The organism is Mycoplasmopsis pullorum (assembly GCF_001900245.1).
Classification (GTDB): domain Bacteria; phylum Bacillota_I; class Bacilli_A; order Mycoplasmatales; family Metamycoplasmataceae; genus Mycoplasmopsis; species Mycoplasmopsis pullorum.
Genome location: NZ_CP017813.1, coordinates 868,428 through 893,421, shown reverse-complemented (window position 1 = coordinate 893,421; position 24,994 = coordinate 868,428). Strand labels below are relative to the sequence as shown.

13 protein-coding genes are annotated in these 24,994 nt (G+C 28.6%); 9 read left to right on the top strand and 4 right to left on the bottom strand.

From position 1 onward, the window contains the following. The first annotated feature begins 26 nt into the window (after positions 1-26). From BLA55_RS03675 to BLA55_RS04530, 6 genes are all read left to right on the top strand, one after another. Positions 27-1,589 carry a type I restriction-modification system subunit M gene (locus BLA55_RS03675; protein WP_073372727.1) on the top strand — a complete coding sequence of 521 codons (1,563 nt, stop codon included), beginning with the start codon at positions 27-29 and terminating at the stop codon, positions 1,587-1,589. Then, positions 1,589-2,851 (top strand): restriction endonuclease subunit S, encoded by a 1,263-nt coding sequence (locus BLA55_RS03670; RefSeq protein ID WP_084107691.1) that lies wholly within the window; start codon positions 1,589-1,591, stop codon positions 2,849-2,851. The genes BLA55_RS03675 and BLA55_RS03670 overlap by 1 nt, the downstream gene beginning before the upstream one ends. Next, the gene (locus BLA55_RS04365; protein WP_220096406.1) at positions 2,848-3,483 is read left to right on the top strand and encodes a restriction endonuclease subunit S; all 636 of its coding nucleotides are present in this window, start codon (positions 2,848-2,850) and stop codon (positions 3,481-3,483) included. The genes BLA55_RS03670 and BLA55_RS04365 overlap by 4 nt, the downstream gene beginning before the upstream one ends. A gap of 71 nt (positions 3,484-3,554) precedes the next feature. Then, on the top strand, positions 3,555-5,117 hold the full coding sequence (locus tag BLA55_RS03655; RefSeq protein WP_073372725.1) for a type I restriction-modification system subunit M: 1,563 nt from the start codon (positions 3,555-3,557) through the stop codon (positions 5,115-5,117). Further along, positions 5,117-6,355 carry a restriction endonuclease subunit S gene (locus tag BLA55_RS03650; protein ID WP_073372724.1) on the top strand — a complete coding sequence of 413 codons (1,239 nt, stop codon included), beginning with the start codon at positions 5,117-5,119 and terminating at the stop codon, positions 6,353-6,355. The genes BLA55_RS03655 and BLA55_RS03650 overlap by 1 nt, the downstream gene beginning before the upstream one ends. Next, a complete protein-coding gene (locus tag BLA55_RS04530) occupies positions 6,348-6,938 on the top strand; it encodes a restriction endonuclease subunit S (protein ID WP_084107673.1) in 591 nt (196 codons plus the stop codon). The genes BLA55_RS03650 and BLA55_RS04530 overlap by 8 nt, the downstream gene beginning before the upstream one ends. 256 nt (positions 6,939-7,194) lie before the next feature. On the opposite strand, the gene BLA55_RS04205 is transcribed toward BLA55_RS04530, so the two are convergent. Next, positions 7,195-9,636 (bottom strand): PfkB family carbohydrate kinase, encoded by a 2,442-nt coding sequence (locus BLA55_RS04205; protein WP_084107671.1) that lies wholly within the window; start codon positions 9,634-9,636, stop codon positions 7,195-7,197. A 176-nt stretch (positions 9,637-9,812) separates the two neighbouring features. Here BLA55_RS04205 and BLA55_RS03615 point away from each other — a divergent pair, with 176 nt between their 5' ends. From BLA55_RS03615 to BLA55_RS03605, 3 genes are all read left to right on the top strand, one after another. Next, a complete protein-coding gene (locus BLA55_RS03615) occupies positions 9,813-11,408 on the top strand; it encodes a PTS transporter subunit EIIC (protein WP_073372722.1) in 1,596 nt (531 codons plus the stop codon). A 257-nt stretch (positions 11,409-11,665) separates the two neighbouring features. After that, positions 11,666-16,894: a GA module-containing protein gene (locus BLA55_RS03610; protein ID WP_073372721.1), complete on the top strand. Its 5,229-nt coding sequence runs from the start codon at positions 11,666-11,668 to the stop codon at positions 16,892-16,894. 216 nt (positions 16,895-17,110) lie between these two features. After that, a complete protein-coding gene (locus tag BLA55_RS03605; protein WP_073372720.1) occupies positions 17,111-22,333 on the top strand; it encodes a GA module-containing protein in 5,223 nt (1,740 codons plus the stop codon). Positions 22,334-22,484: 151 nt separating this feature from the next. Here the strand turns inward: BLA55_RS03605 and BLA55_RS03600 are convergent, their stop codons facing one another. From BLA55_RS03600 to BLA55_RS03590, 3 genes are read right to left on the bottom strand one after another with little or no spacing between them, the layout of a single operon-like run. After that, a complete protein-coding gene (locus BLA55_RS03600) occupies positions 22,485-23,543 on the bottom strand; it encodes a DUF3137 domain-containing protein (RefSeq protein WP_073372719.1) in 1,059 nt (352 codons plus the stop codon). Between the two features lie 25 nt (positions 23,544-23,568). Beyond that, positions 23,569-23,910 (bottom strand): 30S ribosome-binding factor RbfA, encoded by a 342-nt coding sequence (rbfA, locus tag BLA55_RS03595; RefSeq protein WP_073372718.1) that lies wholly within the window; start codon positions 23,908-23,910, stop codon positions 23,569-23,571. Between the two features lie 9 nt (positions 23,911-23,919). Continuing rightward, positions 23,920-24,984, bottom strand: a complete 1,065-nt coding sequence (locus tag BLA55_RS03590) for a hypothetical protein (protein WP_073372717.1) — start codon at positions 24,982-24,984, stop codon at positions 23,920-23,922. Between the last annotated feature and the right edge of the window lie 10 nt (positions 24,985-24,994).

Genomic DNA, 24,994 nt, shown 5'->3' with positions numbered 1-24,994 from the left:
GAATTTGAAGATTTGGAGAGGATAAAATGGACAACAAGAAAGAATTAGAACGTAGTGAATTACAAAAAACAATTTGAAATATAGCTGATAAACTAAGAGGTAGCGTTGATGGATGAGACTTTAAGAACTATGTTCTAGGTGGAATGTTTTATCGATTTTTATCTGAAAAAATTACTTATAAAATTAATGAATCTACCAAAGAAGATGATCAAGATTTCGATTATGCATTATATCAAGGAGAAATAGATAAAGAAACAATTGATGGAATAGCTAATGATTTAGGTTTTTTCATTAAACCAGCTGATCTTTTTACTAATGTTGCAAAAAATGCAGAAAACAATGAAAATCTTAATGAAACACTTGAGCGAATTTTTCGCTCAATTGAAGATTCAGCACGTGGAAAAGCTAGCGAAGAAGATTTTAAAGGTTTATTCCAAGACTTTGATGTCAATAACAACAAATTAGGTGATACTGTAGTTAAAAGAAATAAAACCTTGACTTCGCTTTTAAAAGGTATCGCAAGTATGAATCTTGGTAATTTACAAGATAATACAATTGACCTTTTTGGTGATGCTTACGAGTATTTGATGGGGATGTATGCTTCAAATGCAGGTAAAAGTGGAGGTGAATATTTTACTCCGCAAGAAGTAAGTAAATTGCTTGTTAAATTAGCTATTGGTAATAAAACTAAAATTAAGAAAATTTACGATATGTGTGCTGGTTCAGGTTCATTACTTTTACAAGCGGTTAAACTTTTAGGTACTGAAAATATTAAAAATGGAATTTACGGACAAGAAAAGAATGTTACGACATATAACCTTTGTCGGATCAATATGTTTTTACACGATATTCCATTTGATAAATTCAAAATTTATTGTGATGATACTTTAATTCATCCGCAAGGAGATGAATATGCTCCTTTTGATGTTATTGTTTCTAATCCACCTTATTCAATTAGTTGAAACGAAAATGATGATAAAACATTAATTAATGATCCTCGCTACCAAGGACCTGGCGTGCTTGCTCCTAAATCAAAAGCTGATTGAGCTTTTATTTTACATAGTCTTTATAATTTATCTGAAGATGGAACTGCTGCTATTGTTTGTTTTCCTGGCATTATGTACCGCGGTGGTGCTGAACAAAAAATCCGTAAATATTTAGTTGAAAACAACTATGTTGAAGCTGTTATTAAGCTGCCTGATAACTTATTTTTCGGAACAGGAATCGAAACATGTATTTTGGTGTTAAAGAAAAATAGATTTGATTCAAATGTTACATTTATCGATGCATCAAACTTCTTTGTCAAAATAACAAAGAAAAACAAATTAACAGAGCAAAATATCGAGGATATTTTGCAAATTTACAACAATAAAAAAGATGTTATTAACTATTGTAAAGTTGCTACAAGACAAGAAATTGAAGATAACGATTACAATCTTTCTGTTAATTCTTACGTTGAAAAAGAAGATACAAGAGAAGTTATAGATATTAAAAAACTTAATGCAGAACTTAAAGAAATTGTTGCCCGTCAAGCTGTTTTACGTGACGAAATCGATAAAATCATTGCTCAACTCGAAGGAGAAGATTAATGAAGTTATTTGAAGAGTTAATGGAAAAAGAGTTAGCTTCTAACAATTCTAAAGTTGTTAAAAAGAAATTGTATGAAGTGACTATTTGAGACAAAACATTCACAGGTTTATCTAAAGAGAAACAAATAAAAAATAATGTTAAATATGAATATTTATTTGCTAAAGATATCGAAAATTTAAAAGATGAAAACGGTGATATAAAAATTCTTACAACATTTCCATCTAACTTTTTTACTTCTTCTGAAAAATATAAAAACCAAATTTATGATCAAGAGATAGTGGCAATTCCTGGCGGTTCTTCAACTATGCATATTCAATATTTCAAAGGGAAATTCATAACAAGTGATAATAGAATTTGCCAATCATTTGACACTAATGTTTTAAATACAAAATTTATTTATTATTTTTTCCACTCAATAAAAGATGTTCTTTTCAGTTTCTATAGAGGAAGCGGGATTCAACACCCATATATGCCTGGTATTTTAAATATAGAAATACCTATTCCGCCTCTTGAAATTCAAAACAAAATAGTTGAAATTCTTGACAAATTTACCGAGTATTCAGCGGAGCTGAAGGCGGGGGACGAGCAATATAAATTTTATAGAGACAAATTGTTGTCACACAACAATTTGTCAAATGATGCAAGCATCAGTGGAATAAAATCAAATATAGCAAAAGTAAAGGATTACATTGATTATATTCAACCAACGAAATTTATTGTAAAAAGTGATAAATACAATCCTGAATTTAAAACTCCCGTTTTAACTGCTAATCAAAAATTCATTTTAGGGTATACAGATGAAAAAGAAAATATTTTTCATTCAAGCAAAGAAAATCCTGTAATAATTTTCGATGATTTTACAACAGATTTAAAATGAGTAGATTTTGATTTTAAAATTAAATCTTCAGCTATAAAGATATTGACACCTAAAAACAGCAATATTAATATTAAATACTTTTATTATTGATTAAATTTCATCCGCAATTCAGAAGAATCATCAAAAGAACACAAAAGACATTGAATATCTGTATTTGCAGAAAAATCATTTACATTACCTGCTCTTTCGGTTCAAAATAAAATAGTTAAAGTCCTTGATAATTTCGAATCTATTCTTAAAGATTTAAATATCGGACTTCCTGCTGAGGAAGTTAAAAGACAAGAACAATACGAATATTATCGTGATGCTATCTTTAAATATCTAGAAACCGCTAAAGTAGACATGAAACCTGCCAACGAGAGAGAGAGAGAGACCGCGGAATAATTAAGGTACTCCAATTTATCTTTGAAAATATTAAAATAAATTTAGATTCTTTATCTGATGTAAAAGTAGGAGAAATAATAACAAAAAAGGATGTTATAGAAAATGGTCTTTATCCAATAATAAGCGGCGGAATTGAACCACTAGGATATGTAGATAAATTTAATAATTTAGCTAATAGCATAACCATTTCAAGAGCAGGGACTGCGGGTTACGTTAATTTCATAAAAACGAATTTTTGATTAAATGATAAATGTTTTGTAATAAAACCAAACTCTGAAATATTCAACAGTAAATATATTTTTCATTACTTGAAAAATAATAAAGATGAAATAGATAAAATAATAAAAAAAGGTACAGTCAATACAATAGGAATAAATGATTTAAAAAATATTAATTTGATTTTACCATCTCTTAAAATACAAAACAAAATAGTAAAAATTCTTGATAATTTTGAAGCTATCTGTAAAGACTTAAATATTGGTCTTCCAGCAGAAGAACAAAAAAGAAAGCAGCAATACGAATATTATCGTGATGCTATCTTTAAATGTTTAGAAACAGGAAAAGTAGACACGAAACCCGCCAACGAGAGAGACCGCGGAATAATTAATAGAGGTTTAGTTTTTCCAGAATAATTTCAAGCAAAATGTAAAAATTTTATTGCTTGTTTTATTTATAATGAATTTGAAAATTTGGAGAGGATAAAATGGACAACAAGAAAGAATTAGAACGTAGTGAATTACAAAAAACAATTTGAAATATAGCTGATAAACTAAGAGGTAGCGTTGATGGATGAGACTTTAAGAACTATGTTCTAGGTGGAATGTTTTATCGATTTTTATCTGAAAAAATTACTTATAAAATTAATGAATCAACCAAAGAAGATGATCAAGATTTTGATTACGCTTTATATCAAGGAGAAATAGATAAAGAAACAATTGATGGAATAGCTAATGATTTAGGTTTTTTCATTAAACCAGCTGATCTTTTTACTAATGTTGCAAAAAATGCAGAAAACGACGAAAATCTTAATGAAACACTTGAGAGAATTTTTCGCTCAATTGAAGATTCAGCACGTGGAAAAGCTAGCGAAGAAGATTTTAAAGGTTTATTCCAAGACTTTGATGTCAATAACAACAAATTAGGTGATACTGTAGTTAAAAGAAATAAAACATTAACTTCGCTTTTAAAAGGTATCGCAAGTATGAATCTTGGTAATTTACAAGATAATACCATCGACCTTTTTGGTGATGCTTACGAGTACTTGATGGGGATGTATGCTTCAAATGCAGGTAAAAGTGGAGGTGAATATTTTACTCCGCAAGAAGTAAGTAAATTGCTTGTTAAATTAGCTATTGGCGATAAAAGTAAAATCAAGAAAATTTATGATATGTGTGCTGGTTCAGGTTCATTACTTTTACAAGCGGTTAAACTTTTAGGTACTGAAAATATTAAAAATGGAATTTACGGACAAGAAAAGAATGTTACGACATATAACCTTTGTCGGATCAATATGTTTTTACACGATATTCCATTTGATAAATTCAAAATTTATTGTGATGATACTTTAATTCATCCGCAAGGAGATGAATATGCTCCTTTTGATGTTATTGTTTCTAATCCACCTTATTCAATTAGTTGAAACGAAAATGATGATAAAACATTAATTAATGATCCTCGCTACCAAGGACCTGGCGTGCTTGCTCCTAAATCAAAAGCTGATTGAGCTTTTATTTTACATAGTCTTTATAATTTATCTGAAGATGGAACCGCTGCTATTGTTTGCTTTCCTGGCATTATGTACCGCGGTGGTGCTGAACAAAAAATTCGTAAATATTTAGTTGAAAACAACTATGTTGATTCTGTTATTAAGTTACCTGATAATTTATTTTTTGGAACAGGAATTGAAACATGTATTTTGGTGTTAAAGAAAAACAGATTTGATTCAAGTGTTAAATTTATTGATGCATCAAGTTTCTTTGTCAAAATAACAAAGAAAAACAAATTAACAGACCAAAATATTGAAGATATTTTACAAATTTACAACGATAAAAAAGATGTTATTAATTATTGCAGAGTTGCTACAAGACAAGAAATTGAAGATAATGATTACAATCTTTCTGTTAATTCTTACGTTGAAAAAGAAGATACAAGAGAAGTTATTGATATTAAAAAGCTTAATGAGGAACTTAAAGAAATTGTTGCACGTCAAGCGGTTTTACGTGACGAAATTGATAAAATCATTGCTGAACTTGAAGGTGAAGAATAATGAAGTTATTTGATGGATTATTTATGGATAATTTTGAAAAAGTAAAATTTCAAGATTATGCAATTTTTGTAAGAGGATTGACCTATAAAAAATCTGAAGAAACAAATGATCTTGGTGGAACGCCGATAATAAGAGCTGATAACATATTATTAAATAACTATAATCTGGATTTAAACAATATGAAATTTATTGACAAAAGCGTCAATATACCAGATAATAAAAAAGCTTTAAAAAATGATATTTTAATGTGTATAAGTTCCGGATCTAAAACACACGTAGGGAAAATCGCTTATGTAAATGAAGATTTAAATATTCCTTTTGGTGGTTTTATTGCGGCAATTAGAACTAAAAGTAACTTATTAAATAATAAATATTTGTATTACGTTTTAAATTCTAATATTTTTAAAGATCATTTATCTTTTTCACTAAATTCTACAACAATAAATAATATAAATTCAAACATAATTAATACCTTATCATTCCCTCTTCCACCTCTTGAAATTCAAAACAAAATAGTTGAAATTCTTGACAAATTTATCGAGTATTCAGCGGAGCTGAAGGCGGAGCTGAAGGCGAGGGACGAGCAATATAAATTTTATAGAGACAAATTGTTGTCAAACAACAATTTGTCAAATGATGTTAATTTTTTAACAAAAAAATTAAGTGAAATAGCACAAATAAACATAGGTAAGCAACCTTTTAAAAACGATATTGTTGAAAATGGACTATATCCCTATATGAATGGTGGAATAAATAAAAGTGGAAATTCCACAAAATTTAATAACACTAAAAACACAATTATAATAAGCCAAGGTGGATCTAATGCTGGTTATGTTCAATGAATGTATGAAGATTTTTATCAAGGATCTCATTGCTATTCGTTAAAAATTATTTCGAATGAAATTTTAAATAGATTTTTATTTTTCTATTTACAATCTAATCAAAATAAAATATTCGATTTAGTTCAAGGTAGTGGAATACCAGGATTGAAAAAGACATCTTTATCAACATTAAAAGTATCAATACCTTCACTTAAAACACAAGAAAAAATAGTCAAAGTACTTGATAACTTTGAAGCTATCTGTAAAGACTTAAAAATTGGACTTCCTGCAGAAGAGAAAAAAAGACAAGAGCAATACGAATACTATCGTGATGCTATATTTAAATATTTAGAAACCGGTAAAGTAGACGCGACACCCGCCAACGAGAGAGAGAGAGAGAGACCGCGGAATAATTAAGGTACTTCAATTTATCTTCGAAAAGATTGTTGTTGATGTTCCATTAGACTTTATTTCTCATATTAAAAGAGGAAGAGTCATTAGTAAAGAAGAAATTCAAAAAAATTTTGGTTTATTTCCTGTTTATTCTTCTCAAACAGAAAATAACGGAGAGCTTGGTAAAATTAATACATACGATTTTGATGGTGAATTTTTAACTTGAACAACAGACGGAGCTAAAGCATGAACTATTTTTTATCGAAAAGGCAAATTTAGTATAACTAATGTTTGTGGTTTAATAGATGTTTGTGTTGATTTTGTTTCTATTAAATATCTATATTACTTTTTAACATTAAATATGAGTAAATATGTCAAAAGAGAAACAGCTAACGCAAAATTAATGAGCAATGTTGTTTCAAACATCAGAATTTCATTACCTTCACTTAAAATACAAAACAAAATAGTCAAAGTACTTGATAATTTTGAGTCTATTTGCAAAGACTTAAATGTCGGTCTTCCGGTTGAAGAACAAAAAAGACAGCAGCAATATGAATATTATAGGGATAAGATTTTTCATTATTTAGAAAAGTTAACTAAAAAGTAAAAAGTTCGATATAAAAAGTACAGGCAATATGCTTGTACTTTTTCTTCTTAAGAAGTTTTAAAAATATTTCTTGAGTAGTCCAAATAAATTCAGAATTCCATAAACTAATAAAAAGGAGATTAGACCGACACAAGCCGGGACAACTATTCAACCGTATCACGGAAATGCAGATTCTAATGCGTAATAAATTATCACAGAAAATCAAATTCCAAAAGCAACTCCAATTATGAAAAATATTAATGAAAAAAGGACGAATTTATTTTTTCAAAAGTTCTTCATTAAATTTACTTTCTATTTCATAAACTGATGGCAATGATTCAATTGCACCGTGTTTTTGAATTACAAATGAAGCACAAATATTTGATTTAAAGACAATGTGTTCAAAATCTTCAATTTTTAGATTTGTAAAATCAAAATTGTGTTCAATAAATTGAGCAATAAAGTATCCAAAAAATGAATCACCAGCTCCAGTAGTATCGACTACTGTTGCAGAAATTGTCGGAATAACTTTTGATTGATTATTGATAAATACTAATGTTCCTTTTTCTCCAAGAGTAATTAAGAATAATTTGTTCTTAAATTGGTTTAATTTTTCAATTTCATCTAATTTAATATCTAAAACTAACTCCAATTCTTCATCAGATAATTTAATAACGTCTGATTGATTAATAAAATTAATAGTTTTTTCTTTAAAATCATCTAATTGAGTTGAATAGAGAGCATCACGATAATTTGGATCAAAAAAGACAATTTTGTTAGTTTTTTTAGCTTTATCTAATAATTTTTGGTAAGTTTCGTATAATTCACCACCTAAAAAAGCGGTTGCTGATGATAAAACCAACACGTCAAATTCTAGATTTTCAGATAATTTTAAATGTGCATCTGCCCCTCTTTGGAATTCGAAATTACGTTCACCATTTGGATCTAAAATAACATTAGCTACGGTAGTAGCTTGGTTAATTTGTTCTAAAAATTCTTGATTTAATTTATTCGTTTCAAAGAAATTTTTGATTATGTGTCCGTTTTCATCGTTTCCAATTGTCCCTAGAAAGTAAGTTTTATCATTTAATAATTGAATAGCCCCAGCGACGTTTAAAGGAGCACCACCAACTTTTTTAAGTTTCCCCTCAACTGTGTTGTACTGGTCGATTAAAGCTTCCCCAGGGAGAATTACAATTTTAGATTTCTTGTGAGTTTGATTAAATTCCTGTAATTCCATAATTTCTCCTTTTGCATTTTCAATTTCTAAATATTTTTGACCATTAATGAAGTATTTTGAACTAAAAACTTCAGCACCATCATTAATAAAAATTTCAATAAATGAGTTATCAATAATAATTTCTAAATTATTAATATTTTCGACTTTTCTTTTGTAAATTAAACCAGTGTCCACCGCTTCTAAAATTGACATATTTGAACGATCCGCAACTAAAACATCATTTTCATAAGCGAATAAAATATCATCATTTTGTGCATTTGATAATCTAATTTTAAAGTCATTTTGCGTCTTTAATTTAAGTAAATAAGGTTTATGTTCAAGTAGGATTTTTTCAGTTTTAATTTCTTGTGTACTTTTGACCAAATTATCTATTAAATAAGGTTTTTGGTATAAATGATTATTCTGAATTGATAAAATTCTTGGAAAGTTTAAATGGTGAGCGTATCCATGTTTAAATGTTGCTATTTCAAAATCTTGCGGTTTAGCTGCTCAACCTTGATAAATCACTTCTTGCCCTGGTGTATTATTAAATGTTTGACAAGCATAAAAATCAAAACCTAAGTCTGAATGTTGTACTCAATAAGTGTCAAATTCACATTTTTGAAAGTCCATTTTTCCTATTAAAAATAAAACGTGGTCATTCTTTTCAAAATCATTTAAGTAATATTTTTGTCCCTGGGTTGAAAAGCTTAAAACATCATAACCATCCAGTTTAAAGTAGATTGGACACTCATACATATAAGCATCAGGTGTTGCGAAATTATTAATTTTTAAGGTACCAAGTAATTTAAAGTTTGAATCATGTTGCTTTGAAGAATAAATTGAAATTGCACCTTTTTTCACATCTTTTAGTTGTGCACCATGGAATAGATAATAGTTACCATCTTCATAATAAGGAAATGGGTCGCGAAAGTCCCCAGTGTAGACGTTTTTGTCCACATTAAACAACACTTTTTTAGTTAAAAACTGAAGTTTATTTTCGTCAAATTCACACATAATTGTGGCCGATCCGCGTTCAAATTCAGTTTCATTAAATCATTTTTTAGTATTACCGGTATAATAAGCGACTAATTTACCATCAACATTAATTGCTCCACCACTAAAAACTCCGTCAAAATCTTCTGCGATACTTGGAGTAATTAAAATTTCTAAATCTTCGTATTCTTTAAAATCTTTGGTTCGGTACGCACTTCAAAGTTTTGTTTTGTGCATTGCAATTTGCGGTACGTTTTGATAAAAAATGTAGTAATAACCTTTAAAATAGATTAATCCATTTGGATCATTCATCAATCCAGCAAAAGGACTTAGGTGGATTGCATTTAAGAAAGGACTCGCATTTCTTAATTTTTGATTAATTTTGATCTGAGAAGTGTTTTTAAATGCAAAACGGTTCGCATAATAGTCTTTTTTAGCTAATTTTTGCATTTTTTCAAGTTCTTGATTATAGTAATTAATTTTTTCTTTTTTTGAATTAAACATAAAACCTACTTTTAATTGTCTTAAATTTTCGCAATAAATTATATCTGGTTTTTAATCTTAATTAATAGATTTAAGCTTTTTAAAATGATTCCACTTATTCTTTGTTTGTGTATTTGAATCAAAAACATAATATTTTATATTATGCTAAAATATTTTGCGATTATAGAAAGGAAATTATGAAATACGATTGAAAAGAGATTAGCTCTCAAATCGACCAAGGTGTTGGTGGTGAAACAAACATTAAAAAAGTTTATCACTGTGCCACCAGATTTAGAGTAGTCGTTGAAGACGTAAATCTAGTTAACAAAGAACAATTGGAAAAAATTCAATTAGCCAAAGGTGTTAACATTGCTAATGGTGAAGTTCAAATTATCTTTGGTGCTGGATTAGTTAACAAAGTATTTGAACAATATCAAAAAGTTCACAACGTTTCTTTAGCACAAGAAACTAAAACTAAAACTTTTAAATGAGACAAAGGTGTTTCATTTAAAGATAACTTATTTTTAAATACTAGATCAGCAGTACGTGCATTTGCTGAAATTTTTATCCCTTTAATTCCAATTTTTATTGCCGGAGGGATTTCTTTAGCCTTAAATAGCTTTTTAGGAGCTCTTGGTTCAAATAACTACAGTGTTCAGGGATTAATGAAATTCTTTGACATTATTGGTGGAGGAATTTTAGGATCTTTACCAGTCTTTGTTGGTTATACAGCAATGAAAAAATTTGGTGGAAATCCATTTTATGGTCTTGCAATTGGTGCGATTATGGTTGCACCATCACTAATGAATTCTTGATCACAAAGTAGCTATGCACTAGCAAATTTAGGTGAAAAAGTAAGTCCAAAAGACTTAGATGTTCAAAATATAGCATACACATTATTTCCAAAAGAATGAGGATTCTTTAACTTCTCGTTAATTGGATACCAAGCTCAAGTTATTCCAGTCTTAATGATTGTTTACTTAGGATACTGAATTGAAAAATTAGTAACTAGATTCTCACACGAATCATTCGCAATCCTAAGTGTTCCACTTGCAACTGTAATCGGGGCTGTTTTCTTTGGATTCTGAATTTTAGGTCCAATTGGACGTAGCATTTCAGATGGATTTGGATGATTATTTAGCAAAATCTGACATTACACAAACTTTCCATTCTTTGGATTAGGTGGAGCAGTTATTGCATTTATTTATCCATTCTTGGTTATTACCGGATTACACCAAGGTCTTTTACCAATTGAAACAATTTTAATTGCTAATACTACAAATGAAGGTGCAGCGATGACTTGAATTACACCGATTGCAACCGTATCAAATATCGCTCAAGGTATGGTAGGATTTGGATTGTTAATCGTGATGTTAACTTATAAGTCAGATAAACAAGTTTCAAAAGTTGTTTCTTCATCAGTTTCAGCTAATTTAGGAATTACTGAACCAGCATTATTTGGGGTTAACTTACCACTTAAATACCCTATTTTATGTGGTGCAATTGCTTCAGCATTTGGTGGATTCTGATTAGGAATGAGTCAAACATACGCCAACTCGCTAGGATCAGCTTCTTGAATTGGAAATGCACTTCAATTCAACTGAAAAATAACTGAAGGAGAATTAGCATATTACTCAAAATTACCATATAACTTCGTTATTCATGCAACAATGTCAAACGGTGTAAAAATGGTAATTGGTAACTTAATTACTTCAATTGTCGCAATTGTTTCAACAGTAATTTGAACTAAAACACTTGGAAAAAAAGAATTCCAAAAATGAATTGCACAATAGTTAAATAAAGCTAAAAACAGATTAGATCTCGACTAAGATTTAGTCTGTTTTTTTATTTCTTTGGAGCTTAAAGAAAAATTTGTGAAAATCTCTCACTTCTGCAAAAAAAAAAAAAAAAAAGATTAAAATTTAAATAGGCATTATTAACTTATTAAACTAAAGTTTAAAAGTTCTCTTTTTAGAAAGTTTTTTGGACAATGTCGATCATTTTCGAACTAAATAAGAATTTTATTAATTTTCATGATATGAGGTAAAAAATGAAAAAAATGAAAATAGTTTTAGGATCATTTGGAATTATCACTATTGCATCCCCTGCTTTAGTGCTTTCGGCTTCAACTAATGAAACTGATTTAAATGACGTCTCTGTTGTTGGTGAGATACCGCTTTCAATTGCTTTTGCTGATAAAAGTAAAATGACTTTTACAAATCCACAGCACTATCAATACAACTTCAAAGATGGTACTCTTAAAAGCAACTATTACTTTAATCAAGGTTTTGATAGAACTCTTTATGGTAATACAGATTATTCTATTGCAACCATCAAAATGAAAGGTGAAAGAGATAATAAATTAGAAAATCAAGATCTTTGATACGAAAGTGAGCAAGAGTGAGAAGTTACGTTTAACCGAACCGCTCCATTCTTAAAAATCGAGGGATATGATTTTGATATGTGAAGCTCTTCACCACGCTTTGGTATTGTATTATCTAAAGCACTAGAATTTGTGGAAGACAGTGTAGAAATTACAGTTTATAAAAACACTCAATCTGAAGAAGTTTATAAAACACTAAAAGCTCCAAGAATCACAAATAATCTTAATGATCTTGAGTTTAAGATGAATAATATTGTTAAAGACATTCCGATTCCAAACAAATATAATTCAGAATGATTGGGTTATTTAACTAGCTACAACAGATGGACATCTTCACTTGTTACTTGAGAAGGTACTTGAAGATTAGAACCTACTTGACAACCTAATGTTAAGTATGCAGATCTTTTAACTGATTGACGTAACGGTGCTAGTGCGGATTCGCAACCAATTAGAGCTTACTTTATAGATCACTGAAGAAGTGAACTTGAAAATCTTATAAATCAAAAAGGTGGTAATAGGTTTTTATATCCACCTAAATCAATTGTTGATGGAACTGTTAAATCAGGTAATAGCTGACCTAATAATTGACAAATGAGTAAAAAATTCCAAGATAACGTAGGTACAATTCTTGGTTTTGGTTACAACACCGGTCCAAAACCTGCTACAGTAGATTTCAACGATCAAAACTGATTTAAAATTACATTTAAAACTCGTAAAAATCAATTGATGTTTGATAATAAAAATACTGGTGGATTAGCTTATGTAATGGCCGGTTGAACAACATTTGATAAAAATGTTAATGTTTATAGTTTTAACTGAAAAGCAGCTGATGTTAATCCTGCACGTCAAAACTATTCAATCGACATTAAAGAATACCGTGAAAAAAACGTTGAATATAAATTACCTGAGTCGGTTAAATTTACATTAGTTAAACCTAAAGGAACAGATCAAGCAGGAGTTCAAGTTCCTGATAGCGAAATTAATTTAGATGTAGATAAAAAAAGAAGAAATGTCGACACTTGATATTCACGTACTTTTGGTTCAATTGATTTGGAAACTGCTAGAGATTTTTGAACTACCAAAACAACTAATGATAATCCTGATGTATTCCCTACTTGAACATTAAAAACTGAAATTAGCAATTTTGAAGAAGATATTTGAGATATTGAAATTTCAGATGCTCAAGTTGATCCAAAAGATCCAAACCGTTTAATCTTTAATGCTAAATATGTAATTAATGATTTTAAACTTAAGAGACTTAAAGCTAAAAAATTCGTTGAAAATCCAGCTAATTTTATTAATCTAAATAAAGCACAACGTGAAGAATTTGTAAGATTAGTTAAATTAACTCAAAATGAAGAACAATTAAAAGAATTAATTGATATTGATAACCAAAATAACGGAAGAATTAAAGATGTTGATTCAAAAATGGAAGAGTTAAATCTTTTATTTAAAAAATCAGCTGACTTTAGAAGACATAATCCTTCATTTAACAATTACGACCAGACATACAAGGATACTTTCAATGCAGTCTTAAAAGATGTTTTTCGTACAAAAGAAAGTAAGATGGTTACTACTTCTGCAGTTCAAAATGAAATCGACAAGATTAAAACTCTTTGAAATTACTTTGATACATTAGAAAAAATTAATCAATTAAGTAATTTATCACCTGCTCAAAAAACTCATTTTATAGATCAAGTGAATGAAGCAATGAAAAATGATGCTTCTACTAACGACAAGAAACTTTCAGTCTTTAATGATGCTTTAACCAATGCTCAAAAAGTTGATTCAGTAATGAAAAAACTTCAAAAAATGATTGAAAAATCAGAAGCTGCTAAAGCTGACACAGATACATATGATACATATGAAGAAGCTTCTAAAAAAACATTTGAAGAATCATTGCGAAAAGCTAAAAATGAAAAAGATGCAGCAACAAACATTGAAACTCTTAATAAGTTATACAAAAACTTAAAAGAAGCATACAATGGTTTAAACACTGCAAATCCTGAAAATAATTTAAAAGATAAAAAAGATGAAGCGATTTCGTTATTAGATCAATTAAAAAATATTAATGAAAAACAAAAAAATGAGCTTGAATTAAAAATTGAAGAAGCAACTTCACAAGATGAAATTGACAGAATAATCAAATCAAAAGAAGATAATGGAGTTACAACTCTTGAAGGTTCTGCAAAAGACTTAGATGACAAAATGAAAGCTCTTAAAGAGTTAATTAAAGAATCAGAAACTTTAAAAAATAGTAACGATATCAAATATACTCATGCTGATAAAGATAAACAAGATGCTTTCAAAGAAGCGATTGATCATACTAAAAATGCTTTAAGTTCTTTAGATTCGGAAATTGCTAATGCAGTAAAGGAATTTAATGCTCTAGATGTTGCCAAACAAGCATTAAATGGTGAACAAAATCTTAAAAATGCAAAAGATCAAGCTAAAGATTTAGTTGCAAATCTTGAAAACTTGAATCAAAAACAAAAAGAAGCAATTAAGAATTTCATTGATTCAAAAAATTCAATTCATGACGTTAATGAAATCATTAACAAAAGTGAACAAGAAGATGGATCAGTAGTTATTAGCGGTCCAGCTAAAAATCTAGATGATGCAATGAAAGAATTAAGAGCTCAAATTGGTAAATCTCAACTTGTTAAACCAACTAATAAATACAATAAAGCAGATCAAAACCTTAAAGATGCATTTGATCAATCATTAGCAGGTGCAACTGCAAAAAGAGATGAACAAAACGACAATAACAATAATAATACAATCGATTTTGACAGTGAAATTGCTAAAATAAATCTTCTTAAGGATGAACTTAAAAAAGATACTGCTGCATTAAATGGTGTGGTTAGTGTTAAAGATGAAATTATTCACGAAGTTGTAACAGATAATAATCTTACTATTGCTGAAAAAGATCAATTAATTGACTTGTTAGACGAAACTGAGGATAATGCAAAAATCAACGAAATTAAAAGTTTCAAAGATCAATTATCTGATAAAACCAAAGAATTAAGAGAGCTACAAGAAAAAGCAAAAGAAATCAAAAATAGTGACGTCTATAAAAATGCTGATGATGACAAAAAGACTAATTTAAGTAACCAAATTGATGAAAATAGTGCATTTTTAGATGATACAACTAATGATGAAGAATACTACAACAATCACGAAAATGTAAATGATATTTTAAATGAAATTGAGAGATTAAAACAAGAAACTCAACAAGCAATTGATCAATTAAATGTTAGTGCAAAAGCTAATCGAGATCAAGCGCAATCAAATGCAATTCTTTCATTAGATGATTTAACTTATCTAAATAATGCTCAAAAATCTGACTTCATTTATGAAATTCAAAATGCAACAGTAATTAAAGGTGAGCCAAATTCAATTGAAGAAATTGTTAAACAAGCTAAATTAGTAAACGACAAAATGCGTGAATTACACGAATATGTCGAAAATACAGTTCAAAAAGGTAATGATTCAGATCCTTATTTAGATAATAATTACATTGACGCAGATCAAAAATTAAAAGATAATTTCAAAGAATCTTACGAAAAAGCTCTTTATAACTTAAATAAAGATACTGGAAATAACCTTTCAGCAAGTGAAATTGATGAACTATTAGTTAAATTAAAACAAGATTACGAAGCTCTAAATGGTAATCAAAGACGTACAGAAAAAATTAAAGAGCTTCAAGATTTAATTGATAAGGAAGAAGAAGTTCACAATAGTGTAGATTATCAAAATGGTGAGTCTCAAAAACAAGAAAATTATGACAATGCAATTCAAAACGGTAAAGACATTGTTAAAGACTCTGACAAACATAATTTAGATCAAATTCAAAATGCAATTGATCAAATTAAAGAAGCTAAAAAAGATTTAGAGAATAGTAAAATCGATGTTAAAGATCAAATTAACAACCTCGAAAACTTAAGTGATGCCGAAAAAGAACATTTTAATGAATTAGCTGATGATGCTACTACAAACACAGAAGCTGAAAAAGTACTAGATGATGCTAAAGCTCACAATAAGAAAAAAGAAGATTTAATTAACTTTGTTAAAAGTCAAGAACACTTAAATGATTCAGATAAAGAACAATTAATTGACAAAATCAAAAATACAGAGTTTAAAGATGATAGTCAATTAAACAACGTCAAAAACCAAGTCTCTGAAGTTGATAAGTTAATTGAAAAATTATTAAATCCTGAAACTAACACTAAATTAAGCGACGCCGAAATTGATCAAATTTTAGACAAAATCAAAGAAGCTGGAATTAATAATGAAGATTATGCTAAAGTTGGACAAGCTCTTAAAGATCTTAAACAACTTCAAGATGCATTAGATCAATATCGAAATTCAACTATTTCAGTTCCAGAATATCCAGTTAAAAAATCTTATTTAGAAGAATTGATTAATCTATTAAGTCATTCACAACTAAAAGATCCTAAGATTCAAGCAGCTTATGATAAAGTTAAAGAACAACAAGATAAAATCGCAAAAGTAGGTCAAATAGAAATTAATCTTGTTGATGCAATCATGAAAAAAGATAAGCAAATGTTTGATCAAAACATGAATAAATTAAAATTAGTTGATCCGCAAAAATACGCTGAATTTAATAAAGAATTAGATGAAATTAATTACTTTGAATTAGTTATAAAAGATTACAATGCATTAGTTGATGAAGAAATTAAAAAACTTGCTAACTTAACTCAAAAAGATGCTTCAAATGTTATTTTCGGTGCTGCACAAAATCACTATGAAGTAATCAAAGGATTGACGATTAAAGATAAATTAAGTGTATGATGATACATTTTATTAGCTATTTGAGGTGTGCTTACTATTCCGTTTGTTTACCTTATTGCTAAAAACAAAAAATCAAAATAAACCAAATTAATTAAACACAGAAACAAAACTTCTGTGTTTTTTTCTTTTTGGTTGGCTATCAATTTTGCCAATAGAGCAGCATTACAGCTAATTTGGTAAATCGAAGTTTAGATTTGCAAATTCGTAAAAATCGATAAAATTTAATATGTATTTATTATTAATTAATATATATTAATTAATACCACAGAAATTAGGTAAATTTTATTGAGGTAAAAAATGAAAAAGATGAAATTCATTTTAGGTTCTATTGGGCTAATTACTGCAGCAGCTTCAGTAATTACTCTTTCAGCAACATCAAATGCAGATCAAATGAACAAACCAAATTCAATTGATTATGTGAATAAAAATAAAATGACTTTTAGCAACCCAAGACACTATCAATATAATTTTAAAGATGGAACTTTAAAGGACAATAACTACTTTAACGAGTGATTTGATCCAATCACATATGGTGCTGCGGATTATTCGATTGCAACTGTTAAATTAAAAAACGAGTTAGAAAATTATAAATCTTCAAATCAAGATCAATGATACGAAGATGAACAAGAATGAGAAATGACATTCAACCGTGTTCCAACTTTCTTAGTTAATGAGCATCCAAGCCAAGGAAAAAACATTTGAAGTAACGATCCGCGTTTTGGGATTGTAATTTCAAAAAGCTTGGAATTGGTTGAAGGTAGCATGAAAATTACCATTTACAAAAGTACTAAATCTGAAGAAGTGTATAAAGAATTCAATGCTCCAATACCGATTTCTCCAAAAGATCGTAATACTAATACTGACGATCCTGATCCTAATGGTTTTTATGATTTACAATTTAAACGTGACGATATTATTACCGATATTCCAATTCCCAACGAACACGGTTATGATTGAAAAGCATCATTAACCGATTTTAATCGTTGAACTTCTTGATTAGTCACTTGAGAAAATAAACCTTGACGTCTTGAACCGACTTGAGCAGTTAACCGAATCTATAAAGAGTTGTTTTATTCATGAAATAATGGATATGGACCAGATAATCAACCAATTCGTGCACACTGAAGTTGAGATTGAAGAACTGAACTTGAAGAAAACTTAGAGCACCGTAGGAATCGTTTCTTATATCCACCGCGTGATATGGCTGAGGGTTCAATGGATACACGAGAAGGTTGACAACACAGCAAAAAATTACAAGATAACATTGGTACCATCTTTAGTTTTAGATACAACACTGGTTTAAAAAGTCTGATACATGATTATACCGATCAAAACTGATTTAAAATCACATTCAAAACTCGTAAAAACAAATTAATGTTTGATAATAACAATGCTGGTGGACTAGCATATGTAATGGCTACATTTACAACATTTGACCGTAACACACACGTTTATAGCTTTAACTGAAAAGCAGCTGATATTAATCCACAAACTCAAAACTATTCAATCGATGTTAAGGAAAGCATTAGTGGTTCAAATGAGTATCCATTGCCAAAATTAACTTATGACTTAGTTTTAAGTGACTCCACTGGGACAACTACCAAAGTTATCCCCGGTGGGACACTTGGATTAAAATACCAAGCAGCACGTGAAAAGGCACAGGAATGATACTCGCGTACTTACAATTCTTTAGATTTGGGCAAATTAAAAGAATTTTGAAGTGATGGTGAAACTAATCTTTTTGCTCAATGACAATTAAGACCAAAATTCGGTGATTTTGAGGATGATTTTTGAAAAATTAAACAAGTTGCTAAAATTGATCCAAATGATCCAACTCGTTTAGTTTTCGATGTTGAGTATTCTATTGATGAATTTAAACTTGAAAGAATTAAAGCTTATAAAGCGGTTGCTGATTTTAAAAACATTAATGTGTGACAACGTTCAACATTCCAAAATATGATTAAACGTTCAAATGATATTAATCAAATTCACGAATTAATTGACGTCAATAATGACAATAATGGAAAAATTAAAACCATTGACCAAAAAATGGAAAAATTATGAGCAATTGTTAAGGATGCGGACAAATTCCAAAATAGTAATTACTTTAATAGTTACGATCCAAAATACACCGAACCATTTAAAGAATCGATTAGCGAAATTAAAAAAGCTCTCAAATCAAACTTCTGAGAACCAGATATTGATAAAAGTATTGCAAAAGTTGAAACTTTATACAAATACTTTAAATCTTTAGAAATGGTTAATAATTCAACAGATTTAAGTGACAAACAAAAAGAACACTTAAAAAAGGAAATTAATCAAGTAATTTCAGCTAGTGAAGATCAAAAATCAAGTCAAGTTAAAAATCAAGAGTTAGATAAATTATTAGACGAAGCGACACAGCTTGATGATTTAATGCACAAAATCAATGATTTAGCAGATAAAAGTGAAACAGCTAAAAACTCACAAGATTACAATCAAGCAGACCAAAATCTTAAAGATCAATTAAATCAAGCATTAGAAAATGCTAAAAATGCAAAAGAAGAATTTAGTGTCGACAAAGTTAAAGAGTTATATGATTCATTAAAAGATGCTTATGATAAAGTAATTGGTAACAAAGCACTAAATGACTTAAAAAATCAAGCTAAAGCCGCTTTAGATTCATTAATTTATCTTAATCAAACACAAAAACAAGACACTTTATCTCAAATTGATAATGCAACTAGCGATGAAGAGGTTCATTCGATTATCAAAATTGGTGACAATCCGAAACAAAATGTCGATTTAGTTAATGATCAAATGCAAAAATTACGTTCATTAATTCAAGTTGCTCAAAAAATTAAAGTGCCTGGTAACCAAAATTATGAACAAGCCAAACCTGATGCTAAAGTAGCTTTTGATCGAGCATTTGCCAAAACACAAGATCAATTAGAAAGTTTAAATGACGACTTAAATAAAGTTAAAGCATTAGTAGATGAATTAACAAGTGCAATCGAAGCTTTAGATGGAATTAGCAATTTAGACGCTGCTAAGACTAAAGCGATCGATCAAATTCGAAATTCAAGTGATTTTATCCACTTAAATGCATTGCAAAAAGATTATTTAGTTGCTCAAATTAATGCAAAAAATAGTCTTGACGGAATTAAAGCAATTGTAGATTATGAATCTAATAATGAAGGTAGTGCTAAAGAGTTGGATTCATTAATGAAAGAATTGCAAGATGAATTGCAAAAATCTCAAAAAATTCAAATCTCTGGTAAATACTTAAATGCAAGTGTAGACAAAAAATCCGATTTTGATACAGCTTATGCAAATGCTAAAGCAGAATCTGAACGTCGTATTGATGCTGAAGTAGCTGCACAAGTAACTCAACAGTTAAAAGCTTCACGTGAAGCGTTAGACGGAAGTGTGGACCAACGCGAAGATTTGATCAATAAAGTTACAAACGATGAAAATCTTTCAGATGCTTTAAAAGAGAAAATTAATGAATTAATTAATAATGCAACTGATAAAGAAAAATTAAAGCAAATCGACCAATTAGTCGATGCATTGTCAACTAAAATGCAAGAGTTAATTGCAATTCAAAACAAAGCAATCGAAACTACAAATGGAGCAGAATACAAGAATGCAACTCCAGTTACACAAAAAGGTTTAGATGATCAAATTGTAATCAATCGTGGTTTTATTGAAGATAATACAGCGAATGAAGAATATTACAATTTAGAAGATGTTTCCTTAATTAATAATCAAATTTACAAATTAATTAATCAAACCAAAGAAGCAATTGATGCACTTAGATCTGAATCGCAAAACAACTTAAATCAAGCTCAAACTACTGCTGCAAATGAGTTGTATCAAATGATTTATCTAAATGATGCTCAAATGAATGATTTTGCAAGTCGAATTAATTCAAGTGATTCAATCGCAAATAATATTAATTCAGTTAATGAAATTATTCAAGAAGCACGTAAAACTAACTCTCAGATGCATCAATTATTTGATTATGTTGAAAAAACAATTGAGAAAGACAACAACATCAATCCGTTACAAGAGCATAAATATCTTGATGCTGATACTAAGTTACAAGAAAACTTTGCCAATGCATATCGTAGAGCAACCTTACTTTTAGATAAACGAAATGGTTCGAATTTGTCTGAATCTGAGGTTTTTGATTTATATAATTTATTGCACGAAGCTTATAAAGCTTTAAATGGAGACGATAAGCGTGATGCAAGAATTAGTAAATTAAATTCATTAGTTGAAGATGCTGAAAAAGTACGTAAAAGTTCAAAATATCTTGACGTTAACGCTGAAAAACAAAAAGCATATGATGAAGCGATCGAACATGCTAAAGAAATCTTGAATAACCAAAACAACTATTCACTAGATGAAATTGAAGAAGCAATCAAAAAAATCACACAATCATTAGATATTATCGAAAATAGTAAAGAAGATGTTAAAGATCGAATTGACGAATTACCTAATTTATCAGATTCAGAAAAAGATTACTATAAAGATTTAGTAACTGAAAGCGAAAACATCGAAGCGGCTGTCGAAATTAATGAACAAGCAAACCGTATTAATGAGAAAAAACAAGATTTAATCGACTTAATTAATAAACAAAATAATTTAAGTGATCAAGATAAAACTGATTTAGTCAACCAAATTAGAAATAAAACATTCAACCACGTTAGTGAGTTCGAAGAAAAAGAAAAAATGATTACTGAATTAGATGAGTTGATTGAAAAATTAACAAATCCACTAATCAACACTCGTTTATGAGATGATGACATCAATTATATTTTAGATAAAATTGACCGTTCAGGAATCTCAAATCTGGATTATGTGAAAATCGGAAACGCAATTAAAGACTTAAATAAAATTAAGGCAGCATTAAATGAATTTGATGATTCAAATGCAAAATCTGAAGAATTTCCAAAAATTAGAGAAAAATTAATTACAGCAATTAAAGAAGTTAACGAATATGAAATTGCTAGTCCAGATATGCAAGCTGTATATGAATTAATTAAAAAACAAGATAAATTAATCAGTGAACTTGCATACGCAGAAATTGAATTAGTTGATGCTTTATTAAATAAAGATAAAAACACTTTTGAAGTCGCTTTAGGTAAAATTCAACAAATTAAACCTTGAGCATTTGCTGATTTTAAAGACAGTTTGGACCGAAACAATTACTTTGAAATTGTAAATAAAGATCATGATCAAATTACTCCTGAAGATACTTCGAAATTAAACAAAATTCTTAAAAAAGATGCTACAAATGTTATTTTTAGTGCTTTAGATCTTGTTAAAAATAATTCAAATTCAAATAACAATTCTAACAACAATAACACACCTAAAATCCCTGAAGAGGGAAATGCAAATAACGAAAATAAAAATTCTCCTGATGATAAACAAAAAGGCGATGGACTAAGTGCTAGTTGATTTATTCTCTTAGTTCTTTGTTCATTAGGACTTTTCGGAATCGCTTATCTATTATTCAAAAAATTCAAAAACTAAAATCCAAACACAGAATTATGATTCTGTGTTTTTTGCTTAAATTAAAGCTTTAGTATATGTCGCTTACTATCCCCTTAAATGTAGCTCACTATATACATGCAGAATACAAAACAAAAGACACCTATTACAGGTGTCTTAAGTGTTGAATTAATTAAATATATGAACTGATTGTTATAAGACTTAATAAGAAATAAATTGAGTATGAGTCCGTAATCAAATCAGAATAAATTGATCGACATCATTTTGTCAAGTCACCACGGAATTTAGTGTCTAAAAGCATAATTCCGTTATTTTTATCTAAATCAACGTTGATTTGAATATAGTCATAAGTTGCATAAAGACTGATAAATTGTTTACCAAAACGAATTCCTTTGGTGTCGTTATATCTTTGGTTTGCAATTTCCATAAAAAGTGGTGTTGCAAGCATACGAGCTTTAACTTCATTATCTGAATGCATATTGAATCTTTTGTTAAAATCAGGATTTTCTAATTTAATTGGTTTTAGACCGTGAAGAAATTTATCGTTATATTTTTGATTTAACATTGAAAAAGCGAATTTTTTATCTTCATCCATACCTTCGATATCAATATTAAAATATCCGCTATTACGGTAGTAAACTTGTGTTGTTTTACCATTATGTACGACTCATTTTCAAGTTACACAGACAAAATAAGCAACAAATTCATCAGAAATTAAGAATTTATGAATTGGTCAAATTCTAAAAATAGTTGCACCACTTGGAATATACGGACTACGATTTAAAGTTAAGAATTTTTTAGTAAAAGGAGTGTTTTCTAAATTGAATTCAATACCTAAATATTCGACATCCTCGATTTTATTAAAGATATTTGAATATAATTCAAATTCATTAATTCTAGCTTTTAAATAACGTTGTGCTTCAGCTTTATAACGAGCTAGACCGTAATAAATTATCAGTGATAAAATTAGACTCAGAATAAAAAATAAGATAAATGGAATTTTAAAACTACTGTAATTAAACCTAAAACAACAGTAAATAAAAACAAGTGTTAGTCCGATTAATAATGCATCAGCAAGAAAAAACCAAATTTGAAATTTTTTGATAAATTGACTATATTTATTTACATTATTTAAACTCTCTGCAGCATTTTTATGAATATAATCAAATACCGGACTACCAATTGATGATTCGTATTGGTCAAAAGGGATATAATCTTTAACTCTTTTCATAATTACTACCTAATTTTATTGTTTTTTATTTGTTTTCTTCTTTAATTTCACGTAAAATCTTGTCAATTTTATAACCATTTTCGCTGACTTCATCTAAAAAGAAGTGAATTTCAGGAACTTTTCTTCATTTTAGTGAACGAGCTAAAACAGTTCTAACGTATCCTTTAGAATTATTTAAGGCTTCCAATCCTTTTTGCTTGTTTCCGTCTAGAACTACGAATACTTTTAAATGTGATAAGTCAGCACTTAAAATTACATCAACAACAATTGGATTAATAATATTAACATTGGTTAAATCATTAGTCACAATTGATGAAACTAATTGTTGTACTTGTGATTGTTTTCTTAATAGTGAAATATTATTCATGTTTTCTCCTTAAAAAATTTTTAGTAAATTAGCTTTTAAATCTTTTAAACTTTGACGACATTTACTAATTTGTTTATCAATTCCATTAACAATATCGATAATTTTTTGTTGTTCGGATTTTTTGTCAACAAATGATTTTAATACTTTTATCGATGTTCATTTTTTGGTTAAATTCGCAACAGCTGAGCTGTAATATTTATAATCATAACCTCATTTTTGATATAACTTAATGATTTTTTCTAATAAATTGATTCCACTCTTAATATCTAACTCATTTGGATTCATTTTATTAAAATAATCATTTAAGTTGAGTTGTAAATTAACTTCACTTTCAATTATGCGACGTTTGGTGTCGCTTAATTTAATAATTTCATTTTGGATCTTAATTATTTTTTGTCTAATTTTGTTTAATTTTTTGATTTTTGGTTCGAGAGTAGTTCAATTTTGCTTAATATAATGCAATTTTAAAACATCATCCCGATTATAATATGCTAAATCTGAAGTGATTTTAGAAACATTTACCACTTTTTTTAATTCGTCTTTTTTATAATACTTTTTCTTAAAGTAGCAATATAGAATAAAACCACTGTAACTTGCCATTACTCCCGTTTTACCGCTGTGAACAACGCTGGTGTACATTTCATCTTTTAAATCAAGTGATTTAAAATATTCAAAATAATCATCGCTAAAGTTTCCACCTTTGGTGATTAATTCTAATGAAATTTGACTTTCTTTATATAAAGCATATGTCGGAATGTTAAATAATTTAGTCGTAATACTATTTTCTAGATGTGGATTTCAACCGATAAATTTGACATTTTCATTATTAATTTCAAATTCTTTTTTTGTTAAGCTACGAATATCATGAATTAATAGTTGTCTTAATTTTTCTAAGTGATTTGCACGAGTGGCATCGCTAAAATTAAGCATTGACGTCTTAGTTTTAAAATGATTATTTTGATCATAAGCTCCGATTGTATAAAAAAATGGAAATTCACTTAAATTAGGGATTACGCGATTCAAATACGGATTCGAAATTGCTTCAAAATCGATGTAAAATTCATATTTTGACATACTTAAATTT